The sequence below is a fragment of the Rhodococcus sp. 05-2254-6 genome, assembly GCF_002258565.1.
In the GTDB taxonomy this organism is placed as follows: domain Bacteria; phylum Actinomycetota; class Actinomycetes; order Mycobacteriales; family Mycobacteriaceae; genus Rhodococcoides.
The window spans coordinates 1-14,235 of record NZ_NOZF01000103.1; the positions used below are offsets into that span (position 1 = coordinate 1).

Genomic DNA, 14,235 nt, shown 5'->3' on the forward strand with positions numbered 1-14,235 from the left:
GGGAATCGGCGTCTTCAAGTACTTCGCCGCGTTGGCCTCGGGGGCCGATGCCACCGACGAGGAGTTCTTCGTTCTCGTCGGAGTGTGGGGACGAGCGCTGCTGCTGGTGGTGTTCTTCGTACTGTTCCTCCGAGCTCGGATGCGGGTTCCGTTCCCGGGCGAAACCGACCAGGCGTCTGTATCATCGCCCCGACCAGCAACGATATCGCTGACAACATCACCGGGGCAGTAGCACGTAGGGCGGGGCGGGGACATGACACAGGTGTCGCAATCGCAGGAGAACACCGAGAAACGAACCACCGATGTACGACGCGTCGGCCTCGTCGAGGACCACGAATCGGTAGCGCTCGGACTCAAGGCCATGCTCGCAGACGAACCCGACCTGGAACTGGTGTCCACCGCCGCCACGGTCGCGGAGCTGCTCGCCCAACAGCCGACACTCGATCTGGTGGTGCTCGATCTTCGTCTGGGTGACGGTTCGTCACCCCGCTCGAACGTGGAGCAGTTGCACGCCGCCGGCGCGCGCGTCCTCGTCTACACCGGAGCCGAGAACGCCTTTCTCGTTCGTTCGGCAGCCCGTGCAGGTGTGCTCGGCGTGGTCCGAAAGTCCGCCCCGGCGGCGGCGATCGTCTCCGCGATCCGACGCGCAGCGAGCGGCGGGCAGGTCGTCACGACGGATTGGGCTGCGGCGATCGACGGTGATCCGCAGCTTCCCGACGTCGGACTCAGTCCGCGTCAGCGCGAGGTACTCGCCCTCTACGCGTCGGGCGAGAAGGCCGGACGCGTCGCCCGCCTCGCCGGATTGTCCGAGCAGACCGTCAACGACTATCTGGTGCGAATCCGCAACAAGTACGCCGAGGCCGGGCGTCCGGCACCGACGAAAACCGATCTGTACAAGCGAGCGGTCGAAGACGGCTGGCTGCCGATGCCCGAACTACCTCCGCAGGATTGATGCAGGGTCCGAGCGCAGAGGAACGCCTCTCGCGCTACATGGCTCGCTTCGCGAGTGCAGGCGCGTTCGCCTATCTGGTGTTGCTGGGACCGCAGATCCTGTCTCAGTTCGATCGGCTGCAACTCTGGTACACCCCACTGTTCGTGTGTTCGATCTTCGGCCCGGCTCTCTGCCTGTCGTTCGCCTCGTTCCGGTGGTGCATGCGCCGCATCCGCGCTCTCGTCACGGCGTTGGCCGTCGCGTATCTCGCCGGGCAGGTGCTCTGGCTTCCGGCCTTCGAGGGCCCGGCACTCGGATTGACCGAATCGGCCTGGATCGCAGTGTTCCCCGGTCTCATCTCGGTGACGACGGCGATCGCGTGGTCGAATCGTGCGATCTTCGCGTACCTACTGCTCGTCGCCTCCTTCGGGCAGGTCGTCAACTATTTCAGCCGAATCGACCACGGCAACGTTCCCTTGTTCTCGGACATCGTCTTCGGCATCGTCTTCTGCGGAATCTTTACTGTCACAGTGACATTGGTGGTCCGAACCGGTCGGCTGCTCGACACGACGCGAGTCGCCGCCGAATCTCAGGCCGCCACGGCAGCAGCGAGCGCTGCGAGATCGGTCGAGCGCGAACGGTTCGACGCACTGATCCACGACGACGTCATGTCGACGCTGCTCTCGGCCGCGCGCGTGGGCAACAGTCCGGCGCTGACCGCTCAGTCGACCACCGCACTCGCCCGAATGGATCGGTTGCGTGCGGACATCTCCTCGACCGAACCCGTAGGCCCCGACAGCTTCCTCGCCTACGTCCGATCCGCGCTGACCGAAGTGGACGACGACGTGGTCATCGATGCCTACATCGATGCGGTGTCGCGGGATTCGACGCTGCCGATGGAGGCGGTGCGCGCGCTGTCGGCGAGCGCGGCAGAAGCGCTGCGAAACAGCGTCCGACATGCGGGTGATCGCGCGCAGCGCGCGGTGCGCGTTCGCGTCGACTCCGACTCTGCACGCATCGACGTCCGCGACGACGGGTACGGCTTCGACCCCGGGTCGGTCGCCCCGCACCGACTGGGTCTCGCTGTCAGCATCAGAGGCCGCATGCGTCAGCTGCAGGGCGGATCGGCCGAGGTGACGTCGACACCAGGCCACGGCACCAGGGTCACGCTGACGTACCGATCCCCGGTGGACGCGACATGACCGACGACCCCGCTGTCGACGCCGATCGCGACGTCCGAGCCTTCCTCGGAATGAACACCGCCAGCGCGTCCGGAGTCGCCGCGACCTTCTTCGCGACCTACTCGTTGATGAACTTCACCGCGTCCGAGGGCGTGCAGAGCGTCTGGGTGGTGCAAGCGGCGGTACTGCTGGTGGCATTCGCGGCGTTCGCACTGGCGGCCGTGCCAGGCGATCCGCTCGCGGCCGGGTGGGCGACGGCCATCAGCGCATCGGCTCCCGTTGCCACAGCCGTTGTGTTGTCACAGCTTTCGGTACCGGTCGCGAACGGGCTGCAGACCTGGCCGCTCAGCGCTGCGGTCGCCCTGTGCGGATTCGTCAGTGTCCGGGGGCGCACTGTCCTCGCGTGGATGGCGATGGCCGCGGTGGTCGCGGTGTGCACCGTCTGGTCGGCCGCCACCGGCCAGGGCCCGATGGCCGGTGTCGCGATGTCGGTCATCAGCTTCGCCCCACTGGTGATGGCGACGTTCTTCGCACTGTCGTTTCGCTCCACGGCCGCGGCGGTCTTCGAGCTCCGGGCTCAATCTCGTCGCCGCGCGGCAGAGGACGCCGCGACCTCGGCCGGCCTCGACGAGAGAGATCGCCAACTCGAGCAGTTGGATCATCTCGCCCGCCCGCTGCTGGAGAAGATCGCGAGCGGATCCGATCTCGATGCCGCGGAGCGTCAGGCCTGCGGACTTCTCGAGGCAGCTCTGCGGGATCGACTGAGGGCACCGGGACTGATGACGGACGAGGTCGCCGCGCAGGCGCGGGCTGCCCGGGCACGGGGAGTGCAGGTGGTTCTGCTCGACGACGGCGGACTTGCTGTGGTTCATCCCACAGTGTCGACGCGGGTGAGCACCGCGGTTTCCGACGCACTCAGGGGTTCGACGAGCGGAGTGGTGACCGCCCGGATACTGCCGCCCGGCCGCGCGAGGATCGTATCCATCCTGGCCAGCGACTCGAGCGCCGACGTGCGGATCGAACTCGATGCTGAAGGCCGGCAGTCTGTCGTAGCTTCGTGACACGCTTACCGGACGGTTGACGGTTCAATGCCCCCAATAGTCAGGGCAGAAAACCTGCGAATTACCTGTGAGAATCATTCCCATTGGTTTAGTTGGTCTCAACCCACTACGGCGTCCGGGAGAATTGATGTCTGCACTGCTCGAACCCTTGCCCTCCGCGGACGACGCGGGAGTCCCGACGACGCCTCGTTCACGTGGGCCCATCAGCTTGGTTCCGCCTGCGATGCAGATACACCCCGTCTCGGCCGCCCCGAGCCCGTTCCCGCCGCGACCGGATCTGACCGGCCGCGAGATCGAGGTGCTGCTCTGCTGGATTCGACACGACTCGAAGACCGAAGTGGCGAAGACACTGTTTCTCTCGCTCGGCACGGTCAACACACACCTCACCCGAATCCGGGCCAAGTACACCTCGGTGGGGCGCCCGGCACCGACCAAAGCCGCCCTCGTCGCACGGGCCCTGCAGGACGGGCTGGTCGACATCTCGGAGCTGTGAGTCTCGGAGCTGTGAACCCGCCGGTCAGACGCTGACTGCGGTCTCCACGCCTTCGTTCTCCAGACGCTTGTTGCGTCGGATGCTGCTCAGCAGGGCGGCTCCGATGAACAGAATTCCCACGAAACCGGTGATCAGCTCGTTGATGTGCACACCGATCGAGACCAGCAGGATGATGGACAACGCGCCGATCGCCCAGTGCGCACCGTGCTCGAGGTACACATAGTCGGACAACGTTCCCTTGCGGACCAGGAACACCGTGATCGAGCGGACGAACATCGCGCCGATGAAGCCGAGGCCGAGCGCGATGATGATGGGGTCGGCTGTGATGGCGAAGGCACCGATGACACCGTCGAACGAGAAGGACGCGTCGAGCACCTCGAGATAGAGGAACAGGAAGAATCCGGCCTTACCCGTCGCCTTCGCCAGTTCGCTCGGTCCGCCCGAGGACTCCTCGCCCTCTTCCTCGACGTGGAAGAGCTCGCCGAGTCCGTTGACCGAGATGTAGGTGATCATGCCCAGCACACCCGAGACCATGACGGTGGAGATCTTGTCGTCCTCGGCCAGGAACTCAGCGCTCAGTACCAACAGCAGGCCTGCGACGACCACGGAGAGCTGATCGAGGCGGCCGATCCGGGCGAGGGGCTTCTCGAGCCAGCTCAACCAGGTGATCTCGCGGTCCTCGAAAATGAAGCCGAGGAACAACATCAGCAGGAACATGCCACCGAACGCGGCGATCTGCGGATGCGCGTCGGTGAGCAGAGTTTCGTAACTCGGCGACCCGTCCGGGAAGGTCGCGGCACCGTCGGCGGGCGGGTTCAGTGCCAGATCGAGTGCCGCCACCGGACCCAGACCGGACGCGGCCCAGACGATGACCAGCGGGAACAGCAACCGCATGCCGAACACCGCGATGATGATGCCGATGGTGAGGAAGATCTTCTGCCAGAACTCGCTCATGCGTCGCAGCACAGTGGCATTGATGACAGCGTTGTCGAAGGACAACGACACCTCGAGCACGCCGAGGATGAGGACGAGGATCATCGCCTCGATCCCGCCGTACAGGAAAGCCACGATCACGGACACGATGGTGACCGCGATCGACCATCCGAAGATCTTCACAACCACAGTCAGTGGCCTTTCTCGAGACTTGAGACGGAAAAACCCCCGCCCATCATGAATGACGAGGCGGGGGTACTCCCAATCTTGAGAGGGCCTTTACTAAACGTTTACCCCGAAATCGCGCGCGATTCCGGCGAGTCCGGATGCGTAGCCCTGACCGACTGCGCGGAACTTCCACTCCGCGCCGTTGCGGTACAGCTCACCGAAGACCATGGCGGTCTCGGTGGAGGCGTCCTCGCTGAGGTCGTAGCGAGCGAGCTCGGAGTTGTCGGCCTGGTTGATGACGCGGATGAACGCGTTGCGCACCTGACCGAACGACTGCGAGCGTGCGTCCGCATCATAGATCGACACGGGGAAGACGATGGTCTCGATCTCCGGCGGTACCGCGGCGAGATCGACCTTGATCTGCTCGTCGTCTCCGTCGCCCTCACCCGTGGTGTTGTCGCCGGTGTGCTCGATGGAGCCGTCCGGAGACTTCAGGTTGTTGAAGAACACGAAGTGCCCGTCGCTCAAGGCCTTCTTCGTCGAGTTCAGAGCGATGGCGCTGGCGTCGAGATCGAAGTCGGTGCCGGTCGTCGTGCGGATGTCCCATCCGAGACCGACCACGACCGCGGTCAGGTTCGGAGCTGCCTTGGTGAGCGAGACATTGCCACCCTTGCTGAGGCTGACGCCCATTGAGAGGTCCTTTCGCAATTGGTTTCCCGTTACGGGTTCAACCGTAGTGGGAATGTCCGGTTCTTGGACGTACTCCGCCAACGAGTACGACATCGCCAGGGTTCCCGTCAGTACTATCGAGCAGGTGACAAGTCGCTGGCCTGGGGTGTTCCGCCGGGGTGCCGAATCCGACGCCGCCGCGCGTCGTTCCCAGGACAACGCTGTCGCCGCGTTCCTCGACATGGACAAACGTCAGTCGATCGCCTCGGCGGGCGTCGAGGCCTCTACCGCACTGCGTCCTCAGGATCGACTCGCGAGCCGGTGGGCAGACACCGAGAAGCAATGTTTCGATGCCGGAGCTGCCTACCTCGCCGCCGTCGATCAGTTCGACGGAATCACCACTCCTGCCGCCAGATCGGCCTTCGACCGAGCGACCGCGCTTCTGCACGACGCCAGCTCGGCTGTGGATCGGTTCTACGAAGCCCACCGAGACACCCTCGAGCAGTCCTCCGCTCAGTTCGCCGCGACCCCGCGCTTGGTCCAGGACGCACTGGCCGAGGCCGACGCCGCCCGATCGACCGTCGACGAACAGTTTGCCGGCTACCCCTCACTCCGGCAGGCGTGGCGCGAACTCGATTCGGCAACAACGCAATTGCAGGCCGATCAGCGCGACCCCCTGCGCGCCCGGGAGCACGCCGCCCTGGTCCGCGATCGGGCGGCCGCACTGCGTGCAGCAGTGAACTCGGCTCCGGGCCGCCTTCAGGAGGCCCGAACGGCACTGGCCTCGGTGCGCACCCGAATCGAAGCCGTACGAACGAGATCCGAGGGCATTGCCCCGGCCTTCTCGAGCTTGCTGCGGGAGTTCAACGCCAAGAGCTCGGCGGACCTCTCTCGCAACGAACGGTCCAGTGCGCGCCACATCGAGCAGGCCGACGAGGATCTGAGCGCAGCTCGTTCTGCACTCGACGCGGGCAATCCCGAACACTCGTTGGATCTGGTGACCCAGGCACGCCAACACCTGAGCGATGCCGAACAACTGGTCGACGCGGTCACCGACCGAGTTCGTCTGCTGCGCGCGGTCAAAGCCGATCCGAAACAGACCGAGAACAAAGTGCGGTTCAAACTTCGTGACGCCCAACAACTCGCGGTCAACCGTGGTCTGGTTGCCGAATGGGGCTCGGTGTTGGATGCTCAGCTCGCCCGGATCGACAGGGCGAGCACAGCCCTGTCGGGTACCCACCCCGACTACTGGTCATATCTGCAGGATCTGGATACCATTTCGGACTTCATCGCAGGCGTGATCGACCGCATGCGTACCTCGCACTGATCACATTCACACGAAGGACAGTGGTGCAACACTTTCGCCATCTCGACGCAGACACCCGTGAACGAGTGTTCTTCCTGCAGCCGGAGGACATCGAGACGAGCGACGGAAACGACCTCCTGGCAACGGCTCTCGGAGCGACGCTGTACATCCCGGCGACGCGTCCCGACCTGACCGCGACGGTGAACAAACGCACCGACGAGGGGGTTCGGTCCATCGTCATCGATCTCGAAGACGCTGTGGCGGACCATAATCTGGAAGAAGCGCTGGCCAACACCGTACGAACTCTGAACGAACTCTCGGGTTCGGGATCACTGGTGTTCGTTCGAGCTCGCACCGCCGCGCACATCCGCAGCATCTGCGCCGGCCTGAACCACGGTGCCGCCGGGCTCGCCGGATTCGTCGTGCCGAAGTTCACGGCAGCACGCGGAGCCGAGTTCCTCGACGAGATCGTCGCCGCGTCCACGACACACGGCACCCGTCTGTTCGCCATGCCCGTCCTCGAATCCACGGAAGTGGTGCACCGGGAGACACGCGACGCGGAACTGGTTGCCATCCGTGAACTCCTCGGTGAGTACCGCGACACCGTGCTGGCGGTACGCATCGGGGCCACCGACATGTGCGGCACCTTCGGCATCCGCCGCGACCGCGACCTGACGATCTACGACGTCCGCGTCGTCTCCGACGTCATCAGCGCTATCGTCAATCACCTGGGTCGTTACGACGGATCGGGTTTCGTCATCACCGGACCGGTGTGGGAGTACTTCGCAGACCACGAACGCATGTTCCGCCCGCTGCTGCGCCAGACGCCGTTCGTCGATCAGGAGGCCGTGCGCTTTCGCCAGCAACTGGTGAGCAGCGACCTCGACGCCCTCCTGCGCGAGGTGGCACTCGACCGCGCGAACGGCATTCAGGGCAAGACCGTCATCCACCCCTCGCACGTGCCTGCCGTGCACGCGCTGTCCGCGGTGACGCACGAGGAATACCACGACGCACTCGACATTCTCTCCTCCGACCAGGGCGGCGTCCAGGCATCCGGCTACCGCAACAAGATGAACGAGCTCGGCCCGCACCGCAATTGGGCGAAACAGACGGTGGTGCGCGCCAGGGCGTTCGGTGTCACCAACGAGGGGATCACGTTCGTGGATCTACTGACCGCACTGGCACAGCGATGAACGCCAATCCGGCCGACGGAATCGTGCTCACCGACACCGGCTCGTCGTCGTCCTGGACGGCAACACAGTTGGTGCTGCCCGGTCTGCGTCGCAACCCTCGCCGCGCCCACCTGTTGGTCTCGACGGTGCTCGGCAAACACATACCCGTCGATCCGGACGTCGTCATCTCCGCCGGCAACGAACTGGCCGCCCTGGTGCAGACCGCGGTGGGCGGCTCCGATGTCGACGTGCTCGGATTTGCCGAAACTGCAACCGGATTGGGCCATACCGTTGCGACGGCTCTGGGCGCGCACTGCTACCTGCACTCGACGCGTCGCCACGTTCCCGGCATGACCGTGCACGGCGAGTTCGAGGAGGGTCACTCACACGCCACCGACCACCTGCTGATGCCCACCTCGGCCGACCTTCTCGCCGGCGACCTACCGTTGATCCTCGTCGACGACGAGATCTCGACCGGAGCGACCGCGCTCGATGCCCTTCGGCAGATTCACGCATCCGCCGGCCGCGCGCACTACGTCATCGCATCCCTGGTGGACATGCGCACCGCCGAGCATCTCGCTGCTGCCGCTGCGGTGGCAACGGAACTCGGCGTGCGAATCGACAACGTGAGCCTGGCGCAGGGATCGGTGGAGCTCGAGCCAGGCCTGGTGGAGACGGTGCTGGCCCTCCCCGATCCGGAGTTCGATCCGGTTGCTGCACAGCCTGGTTCGGTTCGCCGCGTCGATGCGCAGTGGCCGGCAACCCTGCCCGACGGCGGCCGGCACGGGTTCCTCCGGTCCGACGCCGCCGGTTTCGACTCGGCGATCGATGCTCTCGCAGCCACCGTCGACGCGTCGCTCCCCGGATCGGCACCGGTGGTCGTCATCGGCCACGAGGAGCTCATGTACCTGCCGCTCCGACTGGCGGCGGCATTGCAGGAGCGCGGGCACAGCGCACTGTTCCAGACCACCACTCGGTCACCGGCATACGTTCTCGACCTGCCCGGCTACCCCCTGCGCCGCGGCTTCGAGTTCACTGCGCCCGAGGACGAATCGGGACTGCGCTACCTCTACAACGCGTCCGGACCGGACGACGCGACACTGGTGCTCGTCGCCGACGCCCCCGCCGACACCGACGCTCTGGCAGCAGCCGCCGAGACCCTGGCCGCCTCGGGTACCGACGTGCTGCTGGTCGTCGTCACGGGCGCGGACCCGGTGGCTCTCGAAGTCTTGCGGCGGGCACGTCCGCTGCGGGGGCCGGATTTCGGTTCGTACGCAGCCGACGAAGTCACCTGGCTGCTCAAGGACCTCTCGTCGGTCTCACTCGAAGCAGGAATCGAGGAGCGGGAGAAGCGCATCCAGGCCGGCGAAGCCCACTACGCCGAATCGCTTCCGGTCGAGTATCAACCGGATCTCGCCTACCGCGAACTGTTCGAGAAAGTGCTGCAGGAGAGCGCGTCACGGCTGGCGGTCGCGGTCGGCACCGTCACCGAGGTCGTGCTGGCCGAGCGCGGACACGACATCGCACTGGCGTCCCTGGCCCGCGCGGGCACACCCGTCGGAATTCTGATGCGCCGCTGGGCATTCGCAGCCCACGGCATCGAGATTCCGCACTATGCCGTCTCGATCGTGCGCGATCGAGGCATCGACGCCGTGGCCCTGCGCTACCTGGCCGAGCATCACGATTCGCGCTCGGTGGTGTTCGTCGACGGCTGGACGGGCAAGGGCGCGATCGCCCGCGAACTCACCGCGGCGCTGCGCGAATTCCCCGGAGCCGAGTTCGACGACGACCTCGCCGTGCTCGCCGATCCGGGCAACTGCGCTCGCACCTACGGCACCCGCGACGACTTCCTCATCGCGTCTGCCTGCCTGAACTCGACTGTATCGGGCCTGGTTTCACGAACCGTGCTCAACGACAGTCTGATTCGTCCCGGGGACTTCCACGGCGCGAAGTACTACGCCGATCTCGCCCCCGACGACGTCTCGCGTCACCTGCTCGACACCGTCGCAGCCTGTTTCGAGGACGTCCGGGACGAGGTCGATGCCTCGGTAGCAGCGGTTCTCGGCTCCGACCGAACACCCACGTGGTCCGGCTGGGCATCGGTGGAGAAGGTCCGCGAGGAGTACGGCATCTCGCACGTCAATTTCGTCAAACCCGGCGTCGGCGAAACCACTCGGGTGCTGCTGCGTCGTGTCCCGTGGCGAGTACTGGTGCGCGAGGCCGATGCACCCGAGCACGAACACATCAGGATGCTCGCTGCGGCCAGAGGAGTGCCGGTGGATGTGGTTCCCGACCTCGCATATTCGTGCATGGGGCTGATCAAGAACGTGTCGAGCGTGGACGCGTCGTGAGCGCTCTCGTCGCGGTGGATCTCGACCGTACGATGATCTTCTCCGAGGGCGCACTCGGTGTGCCCCTGGACGATTCGTTCGAGTGCGTGGAGCTGTACGAGGGAAAGCCGTTGTCTTACATGTCTTCTCGTTCGATCTCTCTGCTGCGCGAGTTGAGCGAGAATGTTGTGGTCGTGCCGACCACGACACGTACCATCGAGCAATTTCAGCGGATCGCACTCCCAGGTGCCCCGTGGCGGTACGCCATCACCAGCAACGGCGGAAACATTCTTGTCGACGGCGAGCCGGACATGCACTGGCGCAACGGGTTCGAGTTGAACCTGGCCGGCATCGGTGCCGAGTTGAGATCGAGGGTCTCCGAGGACTGGGTCCTCAAGTACCGCGAGGCCGACGGCCTGTTCTGCTACCTGGTGGTGAACACGGCGGCCGTGCCCGAGGGCTTCGTCGCGGAGTGGTCGCAGTGGTGCGCCGCTCGGGAGTGGAACGTCTCGCAACAGGGGCGCAAGATCTACACGATGCCCAACGCGGTGTGCAAGAGCTCTGCGGTGGCCGAGGTTCGGACCAGGCTGATACAGGACGGCACCCTCGACGCCGATGCCCGAGTCCTCGCCGCAGGTGACGGTGCACTCGACGCCGAGATGCTCATCGCGGCCGACGCCGCGATCCGTCCGCGGCACGGCGAACTGGAGCTGCTCGGATTCACTCGGCCCGGGTTGACCGTCACCGACTCCTCCGGTGTCCGGGCCAGCGAGGAAATTCTCGAATGGCTGCGGAACCGAACCGCCGTGCGCCGCGTCTAACTGTTCGTCGGGGAGGCAGACGTAGGGCAAGGGGTGGGCATGACGGATCCGTACGAGGAACTCGCAGCGACGATCGACAACATCGTCACCAGTGCGTTCGTGACGCCGATCGGCCCCGAATTTCTCGGCTCCGTTCTGAATGCGGCATTCGAGAAGGCGAACGTGGCCCTCGACTACCGCGGCGAGTTCGAGCCGGCCGAAGTGGTCATCACGGAGGCGTTCGAGGTGATGCCGCACGAGCAGATCGTGACCATGGTGAAATCGCTGGGTACCGAAACCATCGGGGAATCGTCCAAGAACTGGAACGACTTGTCCGCTGCCGCGAACAGCGGATCCGACGGCTTCCGGTCCGGCATCGAGGCGGCCATGACGTCGGGCTGGTCGGGACCTACAGCCGACGCCGTCCGCGGCGGTGTGGGCGACTACGTCTCGTCTGCGAACGCGCTGTCCACCTCCATGAGTCTGATCAGCAACAAGTTGCTCGAGGCGCACTCCGGTTTCACGCAGACGAAGTCGAGGATGCCGCCGGTGGTTGCGGGAGCCGAAAGCAGCTTGATCGATTCCCTGCTGCCCATTCCCTTCGCCGCGAAGGAGGTGGTGTCGGCCCGAGAGGAGCAGCAGGAGGAAGCACGGCGAATCATGCGCTCGGTCTACGTACCAGGGGTATTGCAGTCCGATTCCGAGGTCCCGGTGCTACCGGCAGCGCACAACCCGGTCGTTGACGGTGGCGGTTCCGACGGCAGCTGGGGACTCGTCAGTTCTGCCGGGGGCGGAGATGGGGGTATCGGGTCGACTTCGCCCGGCGGCTCCGGTACCGAGGGTGGGGCTGATACGGCAGCGCAGGCGCAGGCCGGCGGCACTGAGGCTGCCGAAGCGGGTCGGAGCGGTACTGCGGCGTCGGAGCAGCCCGGGTCGGGAGGTCCGGGTTCCCTGCCTCCGGCCGACAACTCAGGCGAAACTCGTGCCGCCTCGGCCACCGGGCCGGGCGCTTCCGGCAGTGGTGCGGGTTCTGGGGTCGGCGCAGGTCCCGGCGGGGGGTTCGGCGGAACAGGACCGGGCGGCAGCGGCTTCGCGGGATCCAATGGTTCGAGCTACGGCGGCGGTGCGGGATACGGGTCCGGATCCGGAGGCAGTTCCGGTGCCGGATCGGGTTACGGCGGCTCGATTCTCGGCTCTCCGATCGGCGGCGGCACGGGCGGGATCGGTGCGGGCGGCAGCGGTGCGGGCAGTGCAGCTGCGGCGTCGGCCGGCCGCGCGGGAGCACACGGCATGCCGGGAATGGGTGCCATGGGCGCAGCAGGCGCACGGGGAGCCGGCGACAACGACGGAGAGCACGCCGTTCCCGGCTACCTGGTCGACGTGAGCAACGGCAGCGAGCTGATCGGCGATCTACCCCTGGTCGCACCTCCGGTACTCGGCGGCTGACGATGACGAAATGGACCATGCCCGGCATCGACTTCATGATGCTGTGCAGTCGATTCGGACGCGACCGACTGCCGTACCCCCTGGCGGTCACCATCGACGTCGAGACCGTCGACGAACTCCGACAGTTGCGGAGCGAGGCGTCGGCGAGGATCGACGCGATGATGGACGAGAAGCTCGGCGCAGCCGTTCGGACCGTCGTCGACCCGATCGTTCGCATCGAATGTCGCGGCGAGACAACCGATTCTCGTCACGACATCGTGCGCAGCCACGCGGCGATTCGCCACGACACTGCCGCGGTGCTCACTCGAGAGCCCGGGCCCGACGCCTGCTCCGGCGGTGCCGTCACCGTCGAACTGACCGGCCCTGCCCATGCCCCCGCCGTCGTTCTCGGATCCGTACCGAACATCGCTGCAGGCCGTCGACCGGCCGAGCGACTCGAACGCGTCACTGCTGCAACGACTTCGGGTGGGTCGCATCTGTCCACCGCAACCCGGGGGGCGACGGCGGACGAGCGGTTCCGGTCGTTCTTCGACCGCCCACGGTCTGCAGTCGGCGAGATCATCGTCGCGCGCGGCCCGACCTACGACAACCGCCGCGACACCGATGCCGTCTCGTTCTTCTGGATGGACTTCGAACACGACGGCCGGTACATCGTCCATTCCGCGGAAACGATCGACATCGCGCCCGCCGATACGACCGGCCTGGCGTCGGAGATCGGACGGCACGTGGCAGTGGCGCTGAGGCGGTGAGGACGGCCCGCTCTTGACACCGTATCGATTTTCGATAGGTTATCGATATTCGTTGTTATCGACTATCGATATGGAGGCGGCGGGATGGCATACGGAGTGGGCTCGGCACGGGCGAACAAATGGACGATGGCCGTCTATGCGGCGGCAGCTGTGATCTGGACCGGTCGGAAGATGTGGGAATACCGCTCCTCGGACCACGTCAGCGCAACCGTCACGCCTCTGGAGGAGTCGCCGACGCTCGACCTGTTCGGCGGACAGTTGCAGCCAGGCAACGTCATCGAGCTCAATGTCCCCAAAAGCGACGTCCAGCGGCTCATCGGGATGATCGACTTCATGAGGTACGGCGAGATCGTGGCCGGCGGAATCCTCATCCTGGTGGGAATCTTCTTCGCGTACCGATTCTTCGACAATGTCATCAAGGAGACCCCGTTCAGCGTCGGTGCCAGCATCGACCTGGTCGTGGTTGCTGCCTGCCTGGTCCTGTACCCGGTCATCACCGGAGGGCTTCGGGTGATGAGTACCAACGCCATTCAGGCCGCACTCGAAACAACCGAGGTCACCGATACTGCACGAAGCTTCGGCTCGGTCTGGCTGGCCTTGATCGTCGCTCTGGTCCTGCAATTCGTCTACGCAGTTCTCCGGCAAGGCTCCAAGCTCGCTCGCGATGCCGATGGTCTGGTCTGATGGCGGAAGAGTTCGTCGACCATCTCGTCGTCTGTCATCTGGGCGAGATTCTCGACGCCCGCGGTATGACTCTCGCGGAGGGTGAACAGGTCGCCGGGTGTGCAGCCGAGGACGCGACAGACTGCGGTGAGCGTCGAGAATCGGATGGCCTTGGCGCGGTCGTTCTTGAGCACCGACAGATTGACGACGCTGACCCCGGCGAGACGCGAGAGTTCCGCGAGAGTCATACCGCGGGCGTCGAGAATCTCGCCCAGATGACAGACGACGAGATGGTCGACGAACTCTTCCGCCATCAGACCAGACCATCGTGAT

General features: G+C 65.4%; 13 protein-coding genes and 2 pseudogenes. 12 read left to right on the forward strand and 3 right to left on the reverse strand.

The window, feature by feature from the left end; translation table 11 throughout:
• From CH256_RS12225 to CH256_RS12245, 5 genes and pseudogenes are all read left to right on the forward strand, one after another.
• A pseudogene (locus CH256_RS12225) lies at positions 1 to 232 on the forward strand (hypothetical protein); the annotation flags it as partial.
• A gap of 21 nt (positions 233 to 253) precedes the next feature.
• Positions 254 to 952: a response regulator transcription factor gene (locus CH256_RS12230; RefSeq protein WP_068048783.1), complete on the forward strand. Its 699-nt coding sequence runs from the start codon at positions 254 to 256 to the stop codon at positions 950 to 952.
• Positions 952 to 2,133, forward strand: coding sequence for a sensor histidine kinase (locus tag CH256_RS12235; protein WP_094669733.1), 1,182 nt, complete (start codon positions 952 to 954; stop codon positions 2,131 to 2,133). The genes CH256_RS12230 and CH256_RS12235 overlap by 1 nt, the downstream gene beginning before the upstream one ends.
• Positions 2,130 to 3,173 carry a hypothetical protein gene (locus CH256_RS12240; protein WP_094638358.1) on the forward strand — a complete coding sequence of 348 codons (1,044 nt, stop codon included), beginning with the start codon at positions 2,130 to 2,132 and terminating at the stop codon, positions 3,171 to 3,173. The genes CH256_RS12235 and CH256_RS12240 overlap by 4 nt, the downstream gene beginning before the upstream one ends.
• A gap of 127 nt (positions 3,174 to 3,300) precedes the next feature.
• Positions 3,301 to 3,666: a helix-turn-helix transcriptional regulator gene (locus CH256_RS12245; protein ID WP_094638359.1), complete on the forward strand. Its 366-nt coding sequence runs from the start codon at positions 3,301 to 3,303 to the stop codon at positions 3,664 to 3,666.
• Between the two features lie 24 nt (positions 3,667 to 3,690).
• Here the strand turns inward: CH256_RS12245 and CH256_RS12250 are convergent, their stop codons facing one another.
• Together CH256_RS12250 and CH256_RS12255 are read right to left on the reverse strand one after the other, a co-directional pair.
• Positions 3,691 to 4,788: a DUF475 domain-containing protein gene (locus CH256_RS12250; RefSeq protein ID WP_068048447.1), complete on the reverse strand. Its 1,098-nt coding sequence runs from the start codon at positions 4,786 to 4,788 to the stop codon at positions 3,691 to 3,693.
• Positions 4,789 to 4,881: 93 nt separating this feature from the next.
• Complete coding sequence (locus tag CH256_RS12255) at positions 4,882 to 5,457, reverse strand: TerD family protein (protein WP_032396932.1); 576 nt, start codon at positions 5,455 to 5,457, stop codon at positions 4,882 to 4,884.
• Between the two features lie 220 nt (positions 5,458 to 5,677).
• Between CH256_RS12255 and CH256_RS12260 the strand changes: the two genes are divergently transcribed.
• From CH256_RS12260 to CH256_RS12290, 7 genes are all read left to right on the forward strand, one after another.
• Positions 5,678 to 6,763, forward strand: a complete 1,086-nt coding sequence (locus tag CH256_RS12260; protein WP_094669738.1) for a hypothetical protein — start codon at positions 5,678 to 5,680, stop codon at positions 6,761 to 6,763.
• A 23-nt stretch (positions 6,764 to 6,786) separates the two neighbouring features.
• Positions 6,787 to 7,935 carry an HpcH/HpaI aldolase/citrate lyase family protein gene (locus CH256_RS12265; RefSeq protein ID WP_094669739.1) on the forward strand — a complete coding sequence of 383 codons (1,149 nt, stop codon included), beginning with the start codon at positions 6,787 to 6,789 and terminating at the stop codon, positions 7,933 to 7,935.
• Positions 7,932 to 10,265, forward strand: a complete 2,334-nt coding sequence (locus tag CH256_RS12270) for a phosphoribosyltransferase (RefSeq protein WP_094669734.1) — start codon at positions 7,932 to 7,934, stop codon at positions 10,263 to 10,265. Before CH256_RS12265 ends, CH256_RS12270 begins: the two co-directional genes overlap by 4 nt.
• Complete coding sequence (locus CH256_RS12275) at positions 10,262 to 11,065, forward strand: HAD family hydrolase (RefSeq protein ID WP_094669735.1); 804 nt, start codon at positions 10,262 to 10,264, stop codon at positions 11,063 to 11,065. The genes CH256_RS12270 and CH256_RS12275 overlap by 4 nt, the downstream gene beginning before the upstream one ends.
• Before the next feature lie 39 nt (positions 11,066 to 11,104).
• Positions 11,105 to 12,490: a PPE domain-containing protein gene (locus CH256_RS28080; RefSeq protein ID WP_094669736.1), complete on the forward strand. Its 1,386-nt coding sequence runs from the start codon at positions 11,105 to 11,107 to the stop codon at positions 12,488 to 12,490.
• A gap of 2 nt (positions 12,491 to 12,492) precedes the next feature.
• Positions 12,493 to 13,239 (forward strand): ESX secretion-associated protein EspG, encoded by a 747-nt coding sequence (locus tag CH256_RS12285; protein WP_094669737.1) that lies wholly within the window; start codon positions 12,493 to 12,495, stop codon positions 13,237 to 13,239.
• 84 nt (positions 13,240 to 13,323) lie between these two features.
• Positions 13,324 to 13,923, forward strand: coding sequence for a DUF2975 domain-containing protein (locus tag CH256_RS12290; RefSeq protein ID WP_256989431.1), 600 nt, complete (start codon positions 13,324 to 13,326; stop codon positions 13,921 to 13,923).
• A gap of 74 nt (positions 13,924 to 13,997) precedes the next feature.
• Here CH256_RS12290 and CH256_RS12300 read toward each other — a convergent pair.
• Positions 13,998 to 14,216 (reverse strand): annotated as a pseudogene (locus tag CH256_RS12300) (helix-turn-helix domain-containing protein); the annotation flags it as partial.
• Positions 14,217 to 14,235: the final 19 nt, after the last annotated feature.

Bases quoted from the DNA above. Each gene is read 5' to 3' on its own strand.
- CH256_RS12230 (WP_068048783.1), top strand. From the start codon at position 254: ATGACACAGGTGTCGCAATCGCAGGAGAACACCGAGAAACGAACCACC.
- CH256_RS12235 (WP_094669733.1), top strand. From the start codon at position 952: ATGCAGGGTCCGAGCGCAGAGGAACGCCTCTCGCGCTACATGGCTCGC.
- CH256_RS12240 (WP_094638358.1), top strand. From the start codon at position 2,130: ATGACCGACGACCCCGCTGTCGACGCCGATCGCGACGTCCGAGCCTTC.
- CH256_RS12245 (WP_094638359.1), top strand. From the start codon at position 3,301: ATGTCTGCACTGCTCGAACCCTTGCCCTCCGCGGACGACGCGGGAGTC.
- CH256_RS12255 (WP_032396932.1), bottom strand. From the start codon at position 5,457: ATGGGCGTCAGCCTCAGCAAGGGTGGCAATGTCTCGCTCACCAAGGCA.
- CH256_RS12260 (WP_094669738.1), top strand. From the start codon at position 5,678: ATGGACAAACGTCAGTCGATCGCCTCGGCGGGCGTCGAGGCCTCTACC.
- CH256_RS12270 (WP_094669734.1), top strand. From the start codon at position 7,932: ATGAACGCCAATCCGGCCGACGGAATCGTGCTCACCGACACCGGCTCG.
- CH256_RS28080 (WP_094669736.1), top strand. From the start codon at position 11,105: ATGACGGATCCGTACGAGGAACTCGCAGCGACGATCGACAACATCGTC.
- CH256_RS12285 (WP_094669737.1), top strand. From the start codon at position 12,493: ATGACGAAATGGACCATGCCCGGCATCGACTTCATGATGCTGTGCAGT.
- CH256_RS12290 (WP_256989431.1), top strand. From the start codon at position 13,324: ATGGCATACGGAGTGGGCTCGGCACGGGCGAACAAATGGACGATGGCC.